Origin of the sequence: Bacillus cereus group sp. BfR-BA-01311, assembly GCF_022664295.1 — a bacterium.
Lineage (GTDB): Bacteria > Bacillota > Bacilli > Bacillales > Bacillaceae_G > Bacillus_A > Bacillus_A cereus.
The window spans coordinates 113391-130019 of record NZ_JAKUHC010000005.1 but is presented as its reverse complement, the minus strand read 5'-3'; the positions used below and the strand labels follow the sequence as shown (position 1 = coordinate 130019).

Here is a 16629-nt window from a genome sequence, read left to right as displayed (position 1 = left end):
TTTAATAAAGTGAAACTCCTAATTATTCTCCAAGCACCTTCTCAATCTCAACCTCTAAATCTACCGGCTTCGTCTGCGGAGCAAAACGCCCTACTACTTTCCCGTCTTTTCCGATTAAAAACTTCGTAAAATTCCATTTCACTGCTTTCATACCAAGTAAACCTGGTGCTTGTTCTGTCATGTATGTATATAGAGGGTGAGCCTTATCACCTTTCACATCAACCTTTGCAAACATCGGGAAGTTTACACCGTAGTTTAATTCACAAAAACTAGTAATGTCCGCTTCTGTACCTGGTTCTTGTCCCCCGAATTGGTTACAAGGAAATCCGAGTATTTCGAGTCCTTGGTCTTTATATTTATCATATACCTCTTGTAATCCTTTATATTGTGGTGTGAAACCACATTTGCTAGCTACATTGACAATAAGAAGTGCTTTTCCTTTGTAATCTTTTAACGATTTTTCTTCACCTGTAATTGTTTTAGCTGAAAAATCATAAACTGTCATTGTCTTTGCCCCTCTCTTCACTATCATTCTATGTTTATACTATACTACATTCGTGAATATACAGCTCTTATTACGTACTTATAAGTTGTAATGATAGCGCTTTATTTCTGTTCGAAAATTCGACACAAACTACTAGACTTTTATGATGGAAAGTTTTACAATTGAATTGTGAACAAAATGTGACAGTTTATATTCCATTATAAAAGAAAAGGATGGTGTTCATTATGAAAACTGCACAACATGAAACGATTTCAAATCGCGAGTTTTATTTCGTACTATATATGATGTTATTGTATGTTACTGGCTGGGTAATCGATGTAAATGGTTTATTCTTAAGCTCCTACTTTAATTTAGCAGGAGAGATTATGCTTCCATTAGTAGGCGGGATTGTTGGACTGTTCATTATGTCTGTTAATAAACAACAAACGAAATAATAATATTACAAAAAGGCAGAAGACGAGCTTCGTTTTCTGCCTTTTTTCTATTTTAGCGTATAATAAAAACATGCAGTATATAAGGAGTGGTAACTATGAAAAAAGTAGAGCAATTATCTTCTCACCTATATCTTATTGATGATTTCGATTTACAGCATAATGAACGAACAGGTACGTACGTTTTATTAGGTGACGATATTACTTTAATTGAAACTTGTGCAGCCCCTTCTCTTCCGTATATTTTAGACGGCTTACAACAATTACATATTGATTTAAACGATGTTAAAAACATTATCGTTACACATGTGCATTTAGATCACGCTGGCGCAGCTGGTTTAATGATGGAAAAGTGCCCAAATGCTACGTTATATGTGCATTCTCGTGGTGCTCGTCATATGATTGATCCAACAAAACTTATTTTAGGTGCAAAAGCTGTCTACAAAGAAGATTTCGATAAACTCTTTGACCCAATTCTTCCAATTGAAGAAGAACGTGTTCATATTGTACAACATGGTGATATGTTAAAAATTGCAAAAGACCGCACCCTTACATTTTATGATACACCAGGACATGCGAAGCACCATATTAGCATTCACGATTCATTAACAAACGGGATTTTTACTGGCGATACAATTGGAATTTATTATAGAGAACTCGCAGACGTTGATGTAGAGTTATATCTACCATCAACGTCCCCTTCACAATTCCAACCAGATGCGATGATTGCTTCTAAAAATCACATTCAAAGCATGAATGTAGATACTATTTATTTCGGTCATTACGGCGCATCCCCTCATGTTACAGAAGTATACAATCAATTGGAACATTGGCTACCTATTTTCGTTCAGACTGGTAAGGAAGTCTTTGAAAAGTATAATGATTTCGATGAAGCGACTAAAGCTTTACAAACTTTGTTAATGGATAAAATCTCTTCTCATCTTACAAAGTTAAACGTTCCATCAGATCATTCCGTTTATAATATTTTACATCTAGATATAGAAATTAGCGCAATGGGCATTATTGATTATTTCACGAAGCAAAAAAAAGCAAACTCCACTATTAACTAACAGTAAAAGAAGAGATATACAACAGTAGTTATTGTATATCTCTTCTTTTTTTGAATATATTTTGAGTAAAGGATGGTGGAATATAATGCAAAAATTGATGCTATACCTCTGCTTCACATTATTTATCGTCTTATTATTATTTGTAGGAGTAAAAATTCAATTTTATTTAGATACAGATGCACAAGTGAACTTTAACGTTTATCCAAGATTATTCTACTTTACACTCTTCCCTCTTATAGTTGGCATTTTATTACGATTCCTTCAATCTATTAATCGCGAAACGAGTAAACAAAACTGGAGCTTTCAACCGGATAAATTTATTGCTATTACAGTGCCTACACTATTCATTTCCTTTTCCCCAGCACTACTCTTTTCACCACTTGCCGAATACCTACCTTATTTAGTTAATATTATTCTAATAAATACAACTTTTGTTACGATTATTAGTTTAATAGCTGGTTATTCCCTTTTAGATTGTTTTATACAAAAGGATCATGCAACGATGAAAAAATATAATTGAATACTTTATTTAATCGTGCAAGTCAAGGATTGTACTGCCTTGGCTTGTTTTTAGAATACTTATATTCCTGTATAATACAGTTATCGAATGAAATTCGGAGGAATGATACAATGTTTTTTCAATTTTTTCTACTAGCAGTCATTATGTCTTTTATTAGTGGTCGACTAATTGGTACAAAACTAAATCTTGTCAAACAAGCAAGTGCAGCCACTTTAGGTGTTTCACTTACATCAGCTCTGTATTGGTTTTTATATTTACGCTATCAAGATGAATCTGTTGTCGGTGTTGATAGATATTTTTGGCTAGGAAGCTCATTAATTGTATCGATGCTATGTTACCTAGTTTTTGAATTATTTGATCCTATTAGGCGTGGCGAAATGGATGACGTAGTAACGGAAAGCCGAAATCCTATTTCAAAATTCTTCGCTAAAATTGGTAGACAAAAAAGATATATGCGTGTCTCTTCTATTGCAATAAAACACGGAATGGGTAAATATTTAGCTTTAAAGCGCTCGCCAGAAGCAGATCGTAAGCTCGCCACTTCCCTTCGAAATACACTAGAAGAATGCGGCGGTGTATTCATTAAATTCGGACAAGTTTTATCAACTCGCTCTGATTTATTACCACCTGCTTTTATTCACGAGTTATCAAACCTTCAGGAAAATGTAACGCGTTTATCACAAAAACAAGTTGAAGAAATATTGAAAAAGGAACTACATATACCAAAAGATGAAATTTTCAGCTCCTTTGAAATGGAACCGTTAGCTGCCGCCTCTATTGGCCAAGTACATAAAGCGAAGTTGAAAGAAAACGACCAGGATGTCGTCGTTAAACTACTACGTCCTAATATTTCTGAGACAATTAAACGTGACTTAGATATTTTAATTCACTTTTCTTTATGGATTTCCAACAAATCAACTTGGGCTAAAAATATCGGATTTCTTGATTTAGCACATGGCTTCTCTATCGCAATGAAAGAAGAAATTGATTTCAAAATTGAGGCTCGTAACTTCGAACAAGTGTCTGATTCACTAAAAAATAGCGAAACGAAAGTAAAAATACCGAAAGTATATCAAGAATACAGCAATTCAAAAATACTTGTGCTTGAATTTTTAGATGGAGTAAGCGTTAAAAGTGGGTCAGCATTATTAAATGAATTACAAATTGATACGAAAAAAGTACAACGGCAACTCTTTGATTGTATTTTAGAGCAAATTTTCTTTAAAGGTATTTTCCATGCAGACCCTCATCCAGGTAATGTGTATATTCTTCGTGATGGCACTCCTGCATTACTTGATTTCGGTTCTGTTGGACGATTAGGAACACTACAACAAGATGCATTCAAGCGACTACTTATCGGCTTTGAGCGCAAAAATTCATATGTCTTGCTTGATGGATTGCTTCAATTAGTTGAAAAGAAACCAAATGTTGATAAAGAAGGATTAGAACAATCTATCAGTCAATTATTAATCCAAAGTACGTATGGTTCTACAAATGGTTCTGAAGAATTCATTCAGGGGCTATTTCAAATAATCGCTGAGTTTGAATTAGCATTTTATCCAATGGTTGCAGGGGCTTTCCGCTCTCTAATTACGCTAGAAGGAACGATGTTGCAACTAAATCCTGAATTCAATTTAATGGACGAAGCGAAGCGCTTTGCGAAAGATCATGCAGCTAGCTTCATGCCGGTTAACAATTATTCTAGTTTAAAAGAAGCTGCAACAAACGAATTACTCGCTATGTTACCTGCCATGCGACGCATTCCTAGAAAACTAGATGATTTAAGTTCAAAACTAGAAAACGGAGAATTATCCATAAAGGTCGGCTTTTTCTCTGACGAAACAAATGCATCGTTCATTACTACTTTTATCTCACAATTCCTCATTGCATTTATTGGAACTGCATTTGGTGGGATTTCGGTAGGCGTATTGCATTTAGCAAACAATGCGGAAGAGCCAAATGATCAATTTTTAAGTGTCGTTGGTTACGGTGGTTTATTTATAAGTGCGATATTACTTGTAAGAGTAGCTATTCATGCGGTAAGGAAATTTAAGTAATAATAAAATGAGTATGAAATCACGTAGATTTTATACTCGTTTTTTATTGTGAAAATATTCAATATGCACTAGGAAATTTATGTTAAACTAAAGAAAATCGTGCACTATGTCAAAATACATTTCAATCAAGGGAGAATTATTATGTATAGATTTTTTGGATTCTCGTGTCTAATGTTTCTCGCAAGCATATTTTCTTTCTTTATTCTAAGAGGGCCTAATGCAAATTTAACTTTAATTATTTCGATACTAGATATTCTCTCATTACTCGGCATTATTTTTGCGATAGCATCAAAAAATTGGTTATTCGGAATAGTTGGTACTGCATTAAATGGTGTAATACTAGTATTGGTATATTTCTTATTGCTAGCAAAAGGAATAGGTGGTTAATATATTTCCATTTCAATAAGAAAAGCTCAGAGCTTAGGCTATGAGCTTTTCTACTTATCTCACCTTTTCATCTACATACTCCATAAACTGCTCCGCTTTAATAAATCTTTCTTTGTACGCCTCAGGCACTTCTTCTACCGTTATCCCTCCACTCGATTTCGTTTTTACTAATACGGTTTGATGTGACATTAATGCCTCCATATATTGTTCATACTCTTCAGGAGTTAGTACTTCTTTACTAGATTTATGGCCATTTAATTTATCAAAATACGGATGAAGCTCCATTACTACCTTTTTCAATTCCTCTTTTTTAGCTGGTGATAATTGATCATAATCTATATTACCGTTCGAATCTCCGTACACAAGCTTTGCATTAGTTAATTTTTTCAGTTCTTTTGTAAACTCTTCATATTCCTTCGAACCCATTTCATCTTTCGCTTCTGATAATTTTGCATTAAAACGCATGTACGCCTCTAATGTCATCGTACCGGCATGTTTTTTTAAATTCTCGAAAGATCCGTATATACCATCCGCCATAATAGATTGATACGCAAAACCAGTCGTCGGAATTAAAAAAGCCGCTGCAAGCACTCCGGCAATCAGGCGTTTCTTCACCTTACTTCCCCCGCGATTCATTTTGATTTGAACAATTACTTTTTCTTTTAACTCCGGCGGGGCAACAATTCCCTTCGCTTCTTCTCGTATAGATTCTCTAACTCTACAATCTAAACTCATTTCACATTCCCTACCTCTCCTAAAAAAATTTCTTCTACTTGCTCTTTTTGACGTAGTTTCTTTAATGCCGCATGAATTCTAGATTTCACAGTACCAATTGGAATATGTAATATTTGTGCTACTTCTTCTTGTGAATAATCGTGTAAGTATCTTAAGATAATAACTTGTTTCAATTTATACGGTAATTTATGAATAAGTTCAATTAGTTTTTTGTTTGATATTTTACTTACAACATCGTTAGAAAAATCAATTTGCACTGGCTTTCTTTGCTCTTCTGCTTTTTTTATAATTCTTAGTCGCATCCACCTCTTTCTTCTATAAGAATGAATTTGTTTAATCGCAAGCCCAATTAACCAAGGGCGAAATGGCTTCCCGCTATCATATTTACGAAGCGATTCATATAGCTGTATGTATACTTCCTGAACGACATCATCTACATCCGTTTTATCTTCAATTAAAAAATGTGCTGTTTTATATACTTCTTGAATCGTTACATCATACAATTCGCTATACGCTTCTTTATTGCCTGATAAAGTTAATTGAATTAAATGTGCGTAATCTATTTCACCCTTCATATTCCAGCCCTCCTTTGTCTTACACTATATATTGGCAGGTAATTCATATTTCGTTCGATTTTTCCGAAAAAGTTTTTTATATAAATTAATATAATGATCCACTGAGTTCATAAGCTTCACTTATAACCACACATAACTATTATATAATTTTCCAATTTCTGATAAAGATTTAAAATAATTTATATAGTCAAATTTAGGAGGACATATAATGAAAGCTATCGTTGTAACGTCGTTCGGTGGTCCTGAAGTGATGAAATATACAGATTTTGATATACCGGCTATTTCAGAAGATCAAGTTTTAATTCGCGTAGTTGCTACTAGTGTAAATTTCGCTGATATTAAATCACGTTATGGTAAAAAAGGAAATAAAGCACTACCTTTTATTCCAGGTATAGATGCCACTGGTATTGTAGAACGTGTCGGTTCTCATGTGAAAAATATTCACCCTGGACAACGTGTCATTGCTTTTCCTCAAAATGGATCTTACGCAGAATACGTTGTTGCAAATGAAAATCTTACTTTCGTATTACCCCATGAAGTTGACTTTCAAACTGCAGCCGCTTGTCCAATCGTATCTTTTACAAGCTATAATTTACTCGCAAATGTTGCAAGGCTTCAACAAGGTGAATCTGTACTCATTCATGCAGCTGCTGGCGGAATTGGCACTACTGCTATTCAACTTGCTAAACTATTAGAGGCTGGAACAGTTATAGGCACTGTCGGAAGTGAAGCAAAAAAAGAAATTGCTTTAGATGCTGGAGCTGATTATGTAATTTGTCATCAAACTGAAGATTTTGTAGAGAAAGTCAATGAACTGACAAACGGAGAAGGAGTGAATATTATTTTGGACTCTATTTCTGGAACTGTTTCTGAAAGAAGTTTAAACTGCCTTGCTTTTTACGGTCGCCTCGTTCATTTCGGTAATGCTAGCGGTGAAATTGGTAACTTTCAAACGAAAGATTTACATGCAAGTTGCCGCTCTATACTCGGTTTTAGCTTTGGAACCACACGAAAAAAGCGTCCTGAACTGCTCCAAGAAACTGCAAATGAAGTTTTCCGTTATTTGCGTGACGGACGTTTACAAATTAAGGCTACGAAATCTTTTCCACTTCAAGATGCAGGGAAAGCACATGAATGGGTCGAAAGTAGAAAAAGTACAGGAAAAGTAATACTAACTGTTCAGTCCTCTTCCTGAAATGAATACTGGAAACAGAGGTGGCATTCATGGGATCACGAATTATGCATGTTATTATCGCTAACGGTATTGCTGAGAAACTATCTATTCACGATAAGACTTCTTTCTTACTTGGAGCTGTAGCCCCTGATGCTGTTCATTCAAAAAAAGAAAAAGGAACCTCACATTTTTATGCCGGTACAACGAAGAACTATACGAGAAGAATAGATTATGATTCATTTTTTCATAAATATGAATCACATATAGATTCCCCATTTATTTTAGGCTATTATACCCATCTCATTGCCGATGATAATTGGCTAAGTGGATTTTTTCTACCTTGGCTAAAAAATAGAATAGAGAATGACGAAACTATCGCACCCCTGTACTATAACGATTTTAAATTGTTAAATGCAAAGTTGCTTCATCATTACGATCAAGAACAACAGCTTTTCTCTCTTCTCAATCAAGAGGCCCACATTGTGGATATTGAAGAGGTTTCTAAAGAAAACGTTTTAGCTTTTCGAAAGTATCTTTTTGGAGATATGTTGTATCCAAAGCAACATTTGCATGAAGACTTACAGGTATTTACGTTTGACCAAATCGTTGGCTATATTGAGACAGCGATTGAAAAAGGAGTATTTTTTATTAAACAACTCTCTAATGAAAAATCCACTTCAAAAATTTAATCCCCCTCAAATATATTTGAGGGGGATTTTCACATAGCAATATTATTATTGGTTCTTCTCCATAACCGCAAAATAATTCCCTTCGCTATCAGCAAAGTTAAACACTTTACCAGAAGGCATAGTTACCATTTCTCCAACAGTAACATTTTTGTTTGTTAAATCTGTATATAATTGATCAAGATTTTCTGAGAAGAACATTAAGGACGGTGTACCAAGATTCAATTCTGGGCTCATTTTAGAAATAACTTCTTTATTATGTAATATAATGCTCGTTTCTGCACCGCTTTTCGGAGCGATTTCAATCCATCTCATTCCTTGCTTATTATCTTCCTCTGCAACTACATGAAACCCTACCTTTTCCGTCCAAAAATTTACTGCCTCATCTTGATTATTTACATATAACATAATTTGTCCTACTTTATGGATCATTACATTTCCCCCTAATGGTTTTTATATTCTATGTAGCTTTCTACAAATACTATCGTTATTCCTTTTGAGTTGGTATGTACTTCTTTGCAAAATTTATCGACTGACTCATCCCATCCAGTTCATCAAAATAATCATTTCTTTCAATCATGTTATATCCGTCGAATCCAATTTTATCTAATACTTTGAAGAATATATCGAAATCTACTTCACCATTCCCTGCTGCGACTTCAATATACTTACTTGAACGATCACTTTTCACTTCTTTACAATCTTTAATATGAGTTTGTACTATATAATCTTTTAGTAGTAACAAACCTTCTCCCGGATTTTCATTTACATCACTTATTAAATTTGCTGGGTCAAAGTTAACAGCTAGTCCTTTCGAGTTTGCAGTTTCTAAAAATCGTTTTAATACTATTGCTTTTTCAGATCCCGTCTCAATGGCGAAGAATCCTCCAAATCTGAACGCTAAGTCCCCTATTTCATTACAAACACGTAGCATTTTATCATAGTAGGCACTTTTTTCATCATCTGGAACTTTTCCAATATGAGCTGTTATGATCTTTGCCCCAAGCCCCAAACCTCTGTCAGTAATATATTTAAACTGATCTATTGCACTCTCAGCTTCTATTCCCATAATTCCATTTTCTCCAAAACTAATTGCTAATGATGGAATCTTTATTCCATTAAAAGATAAGCTTTTCTTTAAAGCATTCCATTCTACCATTGAGATATTAGCTAAGTTAAAGTTTTTATTCATAGCATATAATTGAATATATTCTAAATCCCATTCCCTTGCTTTTTGTATTCCTTCGTTTACTTCAATATGTTTCGTATTTAAAAACATTCCTAATTTCCTATCCATATGTGTACCTTCTTTTTATTATTTCGTGTCAGTTTAATATTCGACTTTTTTTATATTATTTCCTCGTATAAACCAAATAAATAAACTACCCTTTTTTCGATACTCCCAGTAGAAGCATATATATGATAGGCACATTAAAAACACTAATACAATTCCCATTATCGCTTGTTTACAAACAAAAAAGACGTAACTACAAATAGTTACGCCTTCCCTATCATTTATCTAGGCTTTTTCTTCCCAGTAAATGCTGGTTTCTTTTTCTTTGGTGCTTTCGGTTTCGTTTCTACAAATGATCCCTTGAACATTTCTTGCTTCGTAAATACGATGCCTAGTTTTTTCGCAAATTGTAGTAATTTACGCTCTTCTTGTGGTGTTACAAGAGACACGACAGTTCCTTCTTTACCCATACGTCCAGTACGTCCTGAGCGGTGAATATATTGGTCTACTGTGTCTGGTAACTCTAAATGAATTACGTGTGTTAAATCGTCAATATCGATACCGCGTGCTGCAATATCAGTAGCAAGTAGAATTTCTACTTTCCCTCCGCGGAAAGCACGCATTGTCGCTTCACGCTCTTGTTTACTTGCTTCTGCATGAAGAGCTGCTGCTTTCATTTTACGGAATTTCAATTTCTCAGTAATTTCATCTAAACGGAATGGGTCGTTTAAAAACGCAACTGCTTTTACATCGCCCATATGCATAATTCTTCTTACGTAATCATTTTTTTCGCGTCGCTCACAAATGATATACGTATGCTCAACTAAGCTTTTTGATTCTGCACGTGTTACACGTACTAATTGTGGTTCCACTGCTAAATCACGTGCCGCATCTTCTGCCGCTTTTGTCATTGTCGCCGAGAAGAATACTAATTGACGATCGCGCATCGTTGATTTAATTACATCTTGCACTGCGCCCATCATTTTTTGCTTTACAATTTGATCAAACTCATCAAATACAATTGTTTTTACTTCATGCATTTTTAGCTTTTTCATACGAATTAATTCTAAAATACGGCCTGGTGAACCGACAATTACTCTTGGGTGTTTCTTTAATTTTTCAACTTGGCGCTTAATATCTGCACCACCAATTAAAGATGCACCTGAAATTTCAGTTCCTGCTGTAAACTTTTGAACCTCTTCATGAATTTGCATTACAAGTTCACGTGTTGGCGCTAAAACAACAACTTGTGGCTGTTTTACTTCAGGATTAATTTTATGTAAAAGGGGTAATAAGTACGCTAATGTTTTTCCTGTTCCAGTTGGAGATTCAGCTATAACGTCTTGTCCTTCTAAAATAGTTGGAATCGCTTGTTTTTGAATTTCAGTTAACTCTTTAAAACCAGCCTTCTCCCAAGCTTGTTGTAAAAATGGTTGCATATCTTTTATCATTTGTTTTTCTCCTTTATCTCTATTTTTGAAGAAAATGCTGTATTGTTCGCACCGTTTCTATCATGTGTGAAATAACAGCTATTAAATCATCAACATGGTCTTCTGTAATCGCTTTTTGAAATAGAACCTCTACCTTATTATGATATGAAATCGCTTGCTTATTATATTCGTATGAAACTTTCTGCATAATCATTCTTTCTTTTCCCCATATAGAACGCATTAATGTTTCAATTTCTTCACATTTTACTTCTGGTTGTTCTAACGGGAATGAAAATGCTAGCTTCATCTCACAACCTGGTGTAAACTGAGGCACTTCTAGTATTTCACCAGACAAGTTCTTTGCATCCACAGATAATGAAAATGTTGCTTCTACTAATGGTTCAAACGGTTCTGTTAATTGAAATGAGATATGATATATACGACTTAATGAAGCAAGATCCATCATATCTTTTCGATCTGTTACAAGAATATCTCCATGTAGATCAAAATCATACACAGCACCTTCTACGATTACTTTTAAATTGTCAAAAGCAGTTGGATCAAACATAATTTCCTCCAAAAAACAGGCGCCTTTCGATGGAAAGGCGCCACATGATGTATATATAGTTTACAGATAAACGAGATGAATTACAACCTTTTAGAATAAACCTACTGCTTTTCCATCTTCATTTACATCCATTTGAAGTGCTGCTGGTTGTTTTGGAAGACCTGGCATTGTTAACATTGTACCTGTTAACGCAACGATAAAGCCTGCACCGATCGATGGTTTTAGCTCACGAATTGTAACGATAAAGTCAGATGGACGACCTAATTTTGTTGCATCATCAGAAAGAGAGTATTGTGTTTTCGCCATACAAACTGGTAGATTACTCCAACCTTCTCCTTCATATTGAGCTAATTGCTTACGTGCTTTCGGAGCAAATTCAATATCTTTTGCGCCATATACTTTTTGAGCAATTGTACGAATTTTTTCTTCTAATGGTAATTCTAATTCATAAAGTGGTGCGTAGTTGTTTTCACCTTTTTCGATTTCTTTTAGTACTTTTTCAGCAAGGTCAACTCCCCCTTGGCCACCTTTCTCCCAAACTTCTGTTAAGGATACTGCATAGCCACGCTCATTACACCACTCTTGTAAGTATGTAACTTCTGCATCTGTATCTGTAATGAATTTATTAATTGCAATTACGAAAGGCACACCGAAGCTTTGAATTGTTTCAACATGCTTCTGTAAGTTTTCCATACCTTTTGCTAATGCATCTACATTTTCTTCTTTTAATTGATCTTTTGCAACGCCGCCATGCATTTTAAGCGCACGAATCGTCGCAACAATAACAACTGCTTCTGGTTTAATGCCAGCTGCACGAGCTTTAATATCTAAAAACTTCTCAGCGCCTAAATCAGCACCGAATCCAGCTTCTGTAATAACATAATCACCTAATTTTGCTGCCATTGTTGTAGCGATAACACTGTTACAACCGTGAGCAATATTCGCAAATGGTCCGCCATGAATAATAGCTGGTGTATTTTCTAACGTTTGTACTAAGTTCGGTTTTAATGCGTCTTTTAATAATAGTGTCAAAGCACCTTCTACACCTAAGTCTTTAACCGTTACAGGTTGATTTGCAAAGTTATAAGCAACTACGATGCGAGATAGACGCGCTTTTAAGTCTTGAATATCTGTTGCAAGGCAGAACACGGCCATAATTTCAGATGCTACTGTAATGTCAAAACCGTCTTCACGTGGTACACCTTGTACAGGTCCACCAAGACCAATTACTACGTTACGAAGGGCACGATCATTTAAGTCAACACAGCGTTTCCAAACGATTTTACGCGTATCAATTCCAAGTGTGTTTCCTTGTTGGATATGATTATCAATAAACGCTGCTAATGCGTTATTGGCAGTTGTGATCGCATGGATATCTCCAGTAAAGTGAAGGTTAATGTCTTCCATTGGTACGACTTGTGAAAAACCGCCACCTGCTGCTCCGCCTTTTAATCCCATCGTTGGTCCAAGAGATGGTTCGCGAAGTGCAATTACTGTTTTCTTACCAATTTTGTTAAAAGCTTGACCTAAACCAACTGTTACTGTTGATTTACCTTCTCCAGCTGGAGTTGGGTTAATCGCTGTTACTAAAACAACTTTACCGTCTTCCACATCTTGTAAGCGCTTAAAAATATCAAGAGATAACTTACCTTTATAATGCCCGTATGGCTCTAATTCATCTTCTAAAATATTTAAATCAGCTGCAATTTCTTGAATCTTCTTCATACTCGCTTCTTGTGCGATTTCAATATCGGATTTCACTGTTGTAGTAGTTGTCATATACCCTAGTCCCCCTTTAATTGGTTCTGATGATATTGTATCAGTTTTTTGTATTTTCTGCACTTATTTACCTCCTAAAAATTCTTTCATTTCTTTATACGTTTTTTAACATAAATACCCATAAGAATGTTAACGATTGTTGTAACTCTGTAGGTAGTTGACCTAACATCTTCTCATTTACTCCGCGCTTATATACGCCGATGCCATCTACAACTTTAAAACCTTGTTCTTTCGCTAACTGTTCAAATTCCCAAGGCATCATCGTATTACAAACAACGTCTTTTCCATACAAGCGAGGATAACTGTTCTCTCGTGGCTTTGCTGTCGGTCCTAAAATTGCAATACATGCATATCCATCTTTCTTTAACACACGCTTTATTTCATTTAACGCTCGTAATGGCTCTTCCGTCCATTCTAAAGAATTAATTGCCATAATTGATTCAAATTGCTCATTTTCAAATGGTAATGCAGAAAGATCTCCTTTTATAAAAGATAAATTCGGTCCTTCTCCGCGCTCCTTACCTTTTTGAATCATCACTTCCGATAAATCTACTCCCACTGCTTTATAGCCTGCGCGACTTAATTTATATGTACCGTACCCATCACCACAACCAACATCGAGCACTTGTGCTTCTTTCTTCACGTATTGTTCAAAAAACGGAATAATTGTACTTCTGCTACCACTGTCCCACATCTCTTGACTATTTTGATTCCAAAACTCTGCGCTACTATCCCATTTCTTTTCTGCTGATTCATGCCAATTAAATTTCGTCATACATTCCCCTACCTTCACGCTTTATCACTCATTTCATTCTACATCATTTTCCAAAATTCCTGTTTTATCTTCATAAGGAGATATACATGCTAATGAAGGAATCTTTATTCTCCAATTTTTGCTTTACTTGGGTTTAACTCATACTCATGTTCTTCTCTTTATGAAAGATACTATAGGTACACCCAATTGAAAGAGAGGGATGTACATGCGAAGAAAGAGAAATCATCATTTTAAAAGTGGTGAAAAAAACGAAGAGTATGCAGCTGAAATATCACCAGCTGGCATTCCAATTAGACATAAGCGTAAAGAAATTGCAAATGAGATAGAAGGTACAAATACCGGTGCAATGGTAGGCTATGTCGCTTTATTTCTTTCGTTATTCTCCATTGCTTTTTATCCAGTTACGCTCGGCTCCCTAGCAATTTTAGTTGGCCTATTAGCTGTCAATTTCGGAGCAAGAACACTTGGATATACAGCCATTGGTTTTGGTAGTTTTTCTGTTTTATTCACTTTATTTTATCCGCTTGCTTTGTCAGCGTTTTAAAAAAACACACCAAGTCATACTTGGTGTGTTCATTCATGATACAACATAATATGGCCGCATCCACAACAATGTTTCGCTGTAATTTCTTGAAACACTGGATAATTTTCTTCATCTCGATGCTCAATAAATACTTTTTCAAATCGATACATGTTTGGTGCATATGCCCAATCTTGTTTCGTACGTGCATATAACGTTGAGGAAAAAAACTCCTCACCGCCGCAAACGATACATGTGTTCTTCATCGCTATCCCTCCTATGCTTGTCTTACTTCATCTATATGAACATAAGCATAAAAAAAAGACCTTCTATTACTAGAAAGTCTTCTCTGAAACAAAAAGAAATGTACCAAACATTCCTACTCCGCTATATTCTTTTGAAACACCAGCTTCTGTTTTAAATGTTTGCTTTACAGTCATAAAGAATACACCATTTCGTGCATCTGTACTTTCAAATTGTAGTTTTTCTTTTTTACCATCTACATTTTGCGTGCATTCAAAACTACTCTCATTACAATTCAACGCATACTTATCCTGTACATACACTTTAAAATCTGATTCTTTCGGACAAGTTATAAGTAATATTGCCACGAGAATAATACTTATAATACCCACAATTGTATAATATTTCTTCATTTGTACTCCTTTCAAATGACAAGAAAACTTGACTTCATACGCCAAGTTTTCTTAGTCAACAACCCATTGCCACTCTTGTTCTTTCTTATCAAAAATGAGCCAACCTGTTTCTGTTGCTTCCTCTTTCAATTCATCGATATTATCTAACACCTCATCCGTACTTTCATACGAACCAACTACATATACCGGAATTTCAAGACCTCTTCTTGACTCAATCTTCCCTGCTAGATCTATGTAAAGACCATCTTCCATGAGTGGAATCAGTCCCATAATCAATTCTTTTGAAATCGCTGGGAAAATTTTTGATTTTTGGAAGAAAGAAAAACGTTTCTTACCGAAAGCACCGAGTTTATACGGAATGACTTTACTTAACATTCCTACAAAATCAGCAATTCTACGATAATACACTTTGTTGTACCATCCGTCATCATGTGAAAAATAAACAAATCTATTTTTCAACAGCGGAAAGAATGTTCTTGCAAGTGGTTCTTTTTTGTGAGCCAAATATAATAATTCTGCAATTTCTTTCGGCTCTAATTCATCTAAATCGCTTGCATCATCAAAATCTACCCAACAAAATTCATCAAATTCATCAATCTCTGCTTGAATTAACTTATGTATATTTTCTTCCTCAACATATTCAAATAAAGTATGATAATGAAAATCCGTCCATTCAAAGTTGTGCTTCAAAAGCAACACTTGATGAAGCGGTGAAGGGATGTTACTCGCAAACTCTTTAAACGTAATTCCTGATGTAATAAAACAATGACCTCGACGATTACCATTAATATATATCATATTCTTTACTTGGTCAGATCCTCCAGACAAAGCACCTAGCCACCTTCGTTTTATATGTTTCAATTCTATAGCATATTTTAACATGAAAAATTTTAGAAACATAGAAAAAACTTCAAAAACTATTTACAATTTCATGTGTTTTATTACATAGTGATTACAAGAAAAAACGCCTGCTCATAAGCAGGCGTTTTTAAAGGATTTCATCAGGGTTTTGAGGATGATGATTTCCCTCTTTCTTTTCTTCTTTTTGGAACATCGATTGAATTTTATCAATTGTTTGTGGAGCTAATTCAATCATTTTTTCTGCTAAATGTGTCGCATTTTGTAGATGCAGAATATTTACTCCATCTTTATTCACCACAAGAAATGCTACTGGTGTAATCGAAACACCACCCGCGCTACCGCCACCAAATGCAGGGTTACCGTTCGCTCTTTGTCCATCATTCGTTTGGAAATCAGAACCTCCTGCTCCAAAACCGAACGCTACTTTAGAAACAGTTAACACCACACCACCGTCAGCCGTTTGAACAGGCTCTCCAACAATCGTATTTACATCGACCATTTCTTTTAAATTTTCCATTGCTGCTTTCATTAACCCTTGAATTGGATGATCCACCGTTCATAACCTCCTTTGTCATATCTTTCCTAGTTTTTCCGAAAGTTTGTGAACTAAACATAAAATTTTATATTGATTTCAAAAAACTTAAGTTGTAATATTTAGAAAAATAA

General features: G+C 35.0%; 21 protein-coding genes. 8 read left to right on the top strand and 13 right to left on the bottom strand.

Annotated elements, in window-relative coordinates:
- Window positions 1-22: 22 nt before the first annotated feature.
- Complete coding sequence (gene bsaA, locus MR136_RS13840) at window positions 23-505, bottom strand: glutathione peroxidase (protein WP_000219440.1); 483 nt, start codon at window positions 503-505, stop codon at window positions 23-25.
- A gap of 224 nt (window positions 506-729) precedes the next feature.
- Here bsaA and MR136_RS13835 point away from each other — a divergent pair, with 224 nt between their 5' ends.
- The 5 genes from MR136_RS13835 (at window position 730) to MR136_RS13815 (ending at window position 4970) form a co-directional block, all read left to right on the top strand.
- A complete protein-coding gene (locus MR136_RS13835; protein ID WP_000844985.1) occupies window positions 730-939 on the top strand; it encodes a DUF3925 domain-containing protein in 210 nt (69 codons plus the stop codon).
- A 95-nt stretch (window positions 940-1034) separates the two neighbouring features.
- Window positions 1035-2006 (top strand): MBL fold metallo-hydrolase, encoded by a 972-nt coding sequence (locus MR136_RS13830; RefSeq protein WP_242259481.1) that lies wholly within the window; start codon window positions 1035-1037, stop codon window positions 2004-2006.
- 85 nt (window positions 2007-2091) lie between these two features.
- On the top strand, window positions 2092-2526 hold the full coding sequence (locus tag MR136_RS13825; RefSeq protein ID WP_001170913.1) for a hypothetical protein: 435 nt from the start codon (window positions 2092-2094) through the stop codon (window positions 2524-2526).
- Window positions 2527-2636: 110 nt separating this feature from the next.
- The gene (locus tag MR136_RS13820; RefSeq protein ID WP_000466007.1) at window positions 2637-4583 is read left to right on the top strand and encodes an ABC1 kinase family protein; all 1947 of its coding nucleotides are present in this window, start codon (window positions 2637-2639) and stop codon (window positions 4581-4583) included.
- Between the two features lie 141 nt (window positions 4584-4724).
- Window positions 4725-4970 (top strand): hypothetical protein, encoded by a 246-nt coding sequence (locus MR136_RS13815; RefSeq protein ID WP_000285540.1) that lies wholly within the window; start codon window positions 4725-4727, stop codon window positions 4968-4970.
- A 54-nt stretch (window positions 4971-5024) separates the two neighbouring features.
- On the opposite strand, the gene MR136_RS13810 is transcribed toward MR136_RS13815, so the two are convergent.
- Together MR136_RS13810 and MR136_RS13805 are read right to left on the bottom strand one after the other, a co-directional pair.
- The gene (locus MR136_RS13810; RefSeq protein WP_088352120.1) at window positions 5025-5705 is read right to left on the bottom strand and encodes a DUF3600 domain-containing protein; all 681 of its coding nucleotides are present in this window, start codon (window positions 5703-5705) and stop codon (window positions 5025-5027) included.
- Window positions 5702-6280, bottom strand: coding sequence for a sigma-70 family RNA polymerase sigma factor (locus MR136_RS13805; RefSeq protein ID WP_000675557.1), 579 nt, complete (start codon window positions 6278-6280; stop codon window positions 5702-5704). The genes MR136_RS13810 and MR136_RS13805 overlap by 4 nt, the downstream gene beginning before the upstream one ends.
- A 208-nt stretch (window positions 6281-6488) precedes the next feature.
- Between MR136_RS13805 and MR136_RS13800 the strand changes: the two genes are divergently transcribed.
- Entirely contained in the window at window positions 6489-7475 is a 987-nt protein-coding gene (locus MR136_RS13800) for a quinone oxidoreductase family protein (protein WP_242259480.1), read from the top strand.
- Between the two features lie 29 nt (window positions 7476-7504).
- Complete coding sequence (locus MR136_RS13795) at window positions 7505-8143, top strand: zinc dependent phospholipase C family protein (protein ID WP_119683238.1); 639 nt, start codon at window positions 7505-7507, stop codon at window positions 8141-8143.
- Between the two features lie 45 nt (window positions 8144-8188).
- On the opposite strand, the gene MR136_RS13790 is transcribed toward MR136_RS13795, so the two are convergent.
- From MR136_RS13790 to MR136_RS13765, 6 genes are all read right to left on the bottom strand, one after another.
- Window positions 8189-8572, bottom strand: a complete 384-nt coding sequence (locus MR136_RS13790; protein WP_000581467.1) for a VOC family protein — start codon at window positions 8570-8572, stop codon at window positions 8189-8191.
- Window positions 8573-8627: 55 nt separating this feature from the next.
- Window positions 8628-9437, bottom strand: a complete 810-nt coding sequence (locus MR136_RS13785) for a sugar phosphate isomerase/epimerase family protein (protein WP_119683237.1) — start codon at window positions 9435-9437, stop codon at window positions 8628-8630.
- Between the two features lie 218 nt (window positions 9438-9655).
- On the bottom strand, window positions 9656-10825 hold the full coding sequence (locus MR136_RS13780) for a DEAD/DEAH box helicase (protein WP_000588614.1): 1170 nt from the start codon (window positions 10823-10825) through the stop codon (window positions 9656-9658).
- Between the two features lie 19 nt (window positions 10826-10844).
- Window positions 10845-11372, bottom strand: coding sequence for a hypothetical protein (locus MR136_RS13775; RefSeq protein ID WP_000460219.1), 528 nt, complete (start codon window positions 11370-11372; stop codon window positions 10845-10847).
- A gap of 90 nt (window positions 11373-11462) precedes the next feature.
- Window positions 11463-13151 (bottom strand): formate--tetrahydrofolate ligase, encoded by a 1689-nt coding sequence (locus MR136_RS13770; protein ID WP_255795588.1) that lies wholly within the window; start codon window positions 13149-13151, stop codon window positions 11463-11465.
- Between the two features lie 94 nt (window positions 13152-13245).
- The gene (locus MR136_RS13765; RefSeq protein ID WP_000160044.1) at window positions 13246-13926 is read right to left on the bottom strand and encodes a class I SAM-dependent methyltransferase; all 681 of its coding nucleotides are present in this window, start codon (window positions 13924-13926) and stop codon (window positions 13246-13248) included.
- A 205-nt stretch (window positions 13927-14131) separates the two neighbouring features.
- Between MR136_RS13765 and MR136_RS13760 the strand changes: the two genes are divergently transcribed.
- Window positions 14132-14470 carry a hypothetical protein gene (locus tag MR136_RS13760; RefSeq protein ID WP_001253200.1) on the top strand — a complete coding sequence of 113 codons (339 nt, stop codon included), beginning with the start codon at window positions 14132-14134 and terminating at the stop codon, window positions 14468-14470.
- Between the two features lie 29 nt (window positions 14471-14499).
- Here the strand turns inward: MR136_RS13760 and MR136_RS13755 are convergent, their stop codons facing one another.
- The 4 genes from MR136_RS13755 to ytfJ form a co-directional block, all read right to left on the bottom strand.
- Entirely contained in the window at window positions 14500-14712 is a 213-nt protein-coding gene (locus MR136_RS13755) for a hypothetical protein (protein ID WP_000798747.1), read from the bottom strand.
- Between the two features lie 69 nt (window positions 14713-14781).
- Window positions 14782-15102, bottom strand: a complete 321-nt coding sequence (locus tag MR136_RS13750; protein ID WP_000761174.1) for a hypothetical protein — start codon at window positions 15100-15102, stop codon at window positions 14782-14784.
- Window positions 15103-15153: 51 nt separating this feature from the next.
- Window positions 15154-15930: an oxalate:formate antiporter gene (locus MR136_RS13745; RefSeq protein ID WP_000014087.1), complete on the bottom strand. Its 777-nt coding sequence runs from the start codon at window positions 15928-15930 to the stop codon at window positions 15154-15156.
- 160 nt (window positions 15931-16090) lie between these two features.
- Window positions 16091-16516 carry a GerW family sporulation protein gene (gene ytfJ, locus MR136_RS13740; RefSeq protein WP_000349991.1) on the bottom strand — a complete coding sequence of 142 codons (426 nt, stop codon included), beginning with the start codon at window positions 16514-16516 and terminating at the stop codon, window positions 16091-16093.
- Window positions 16517-16629: the final 113 nt, after the last annotated feature.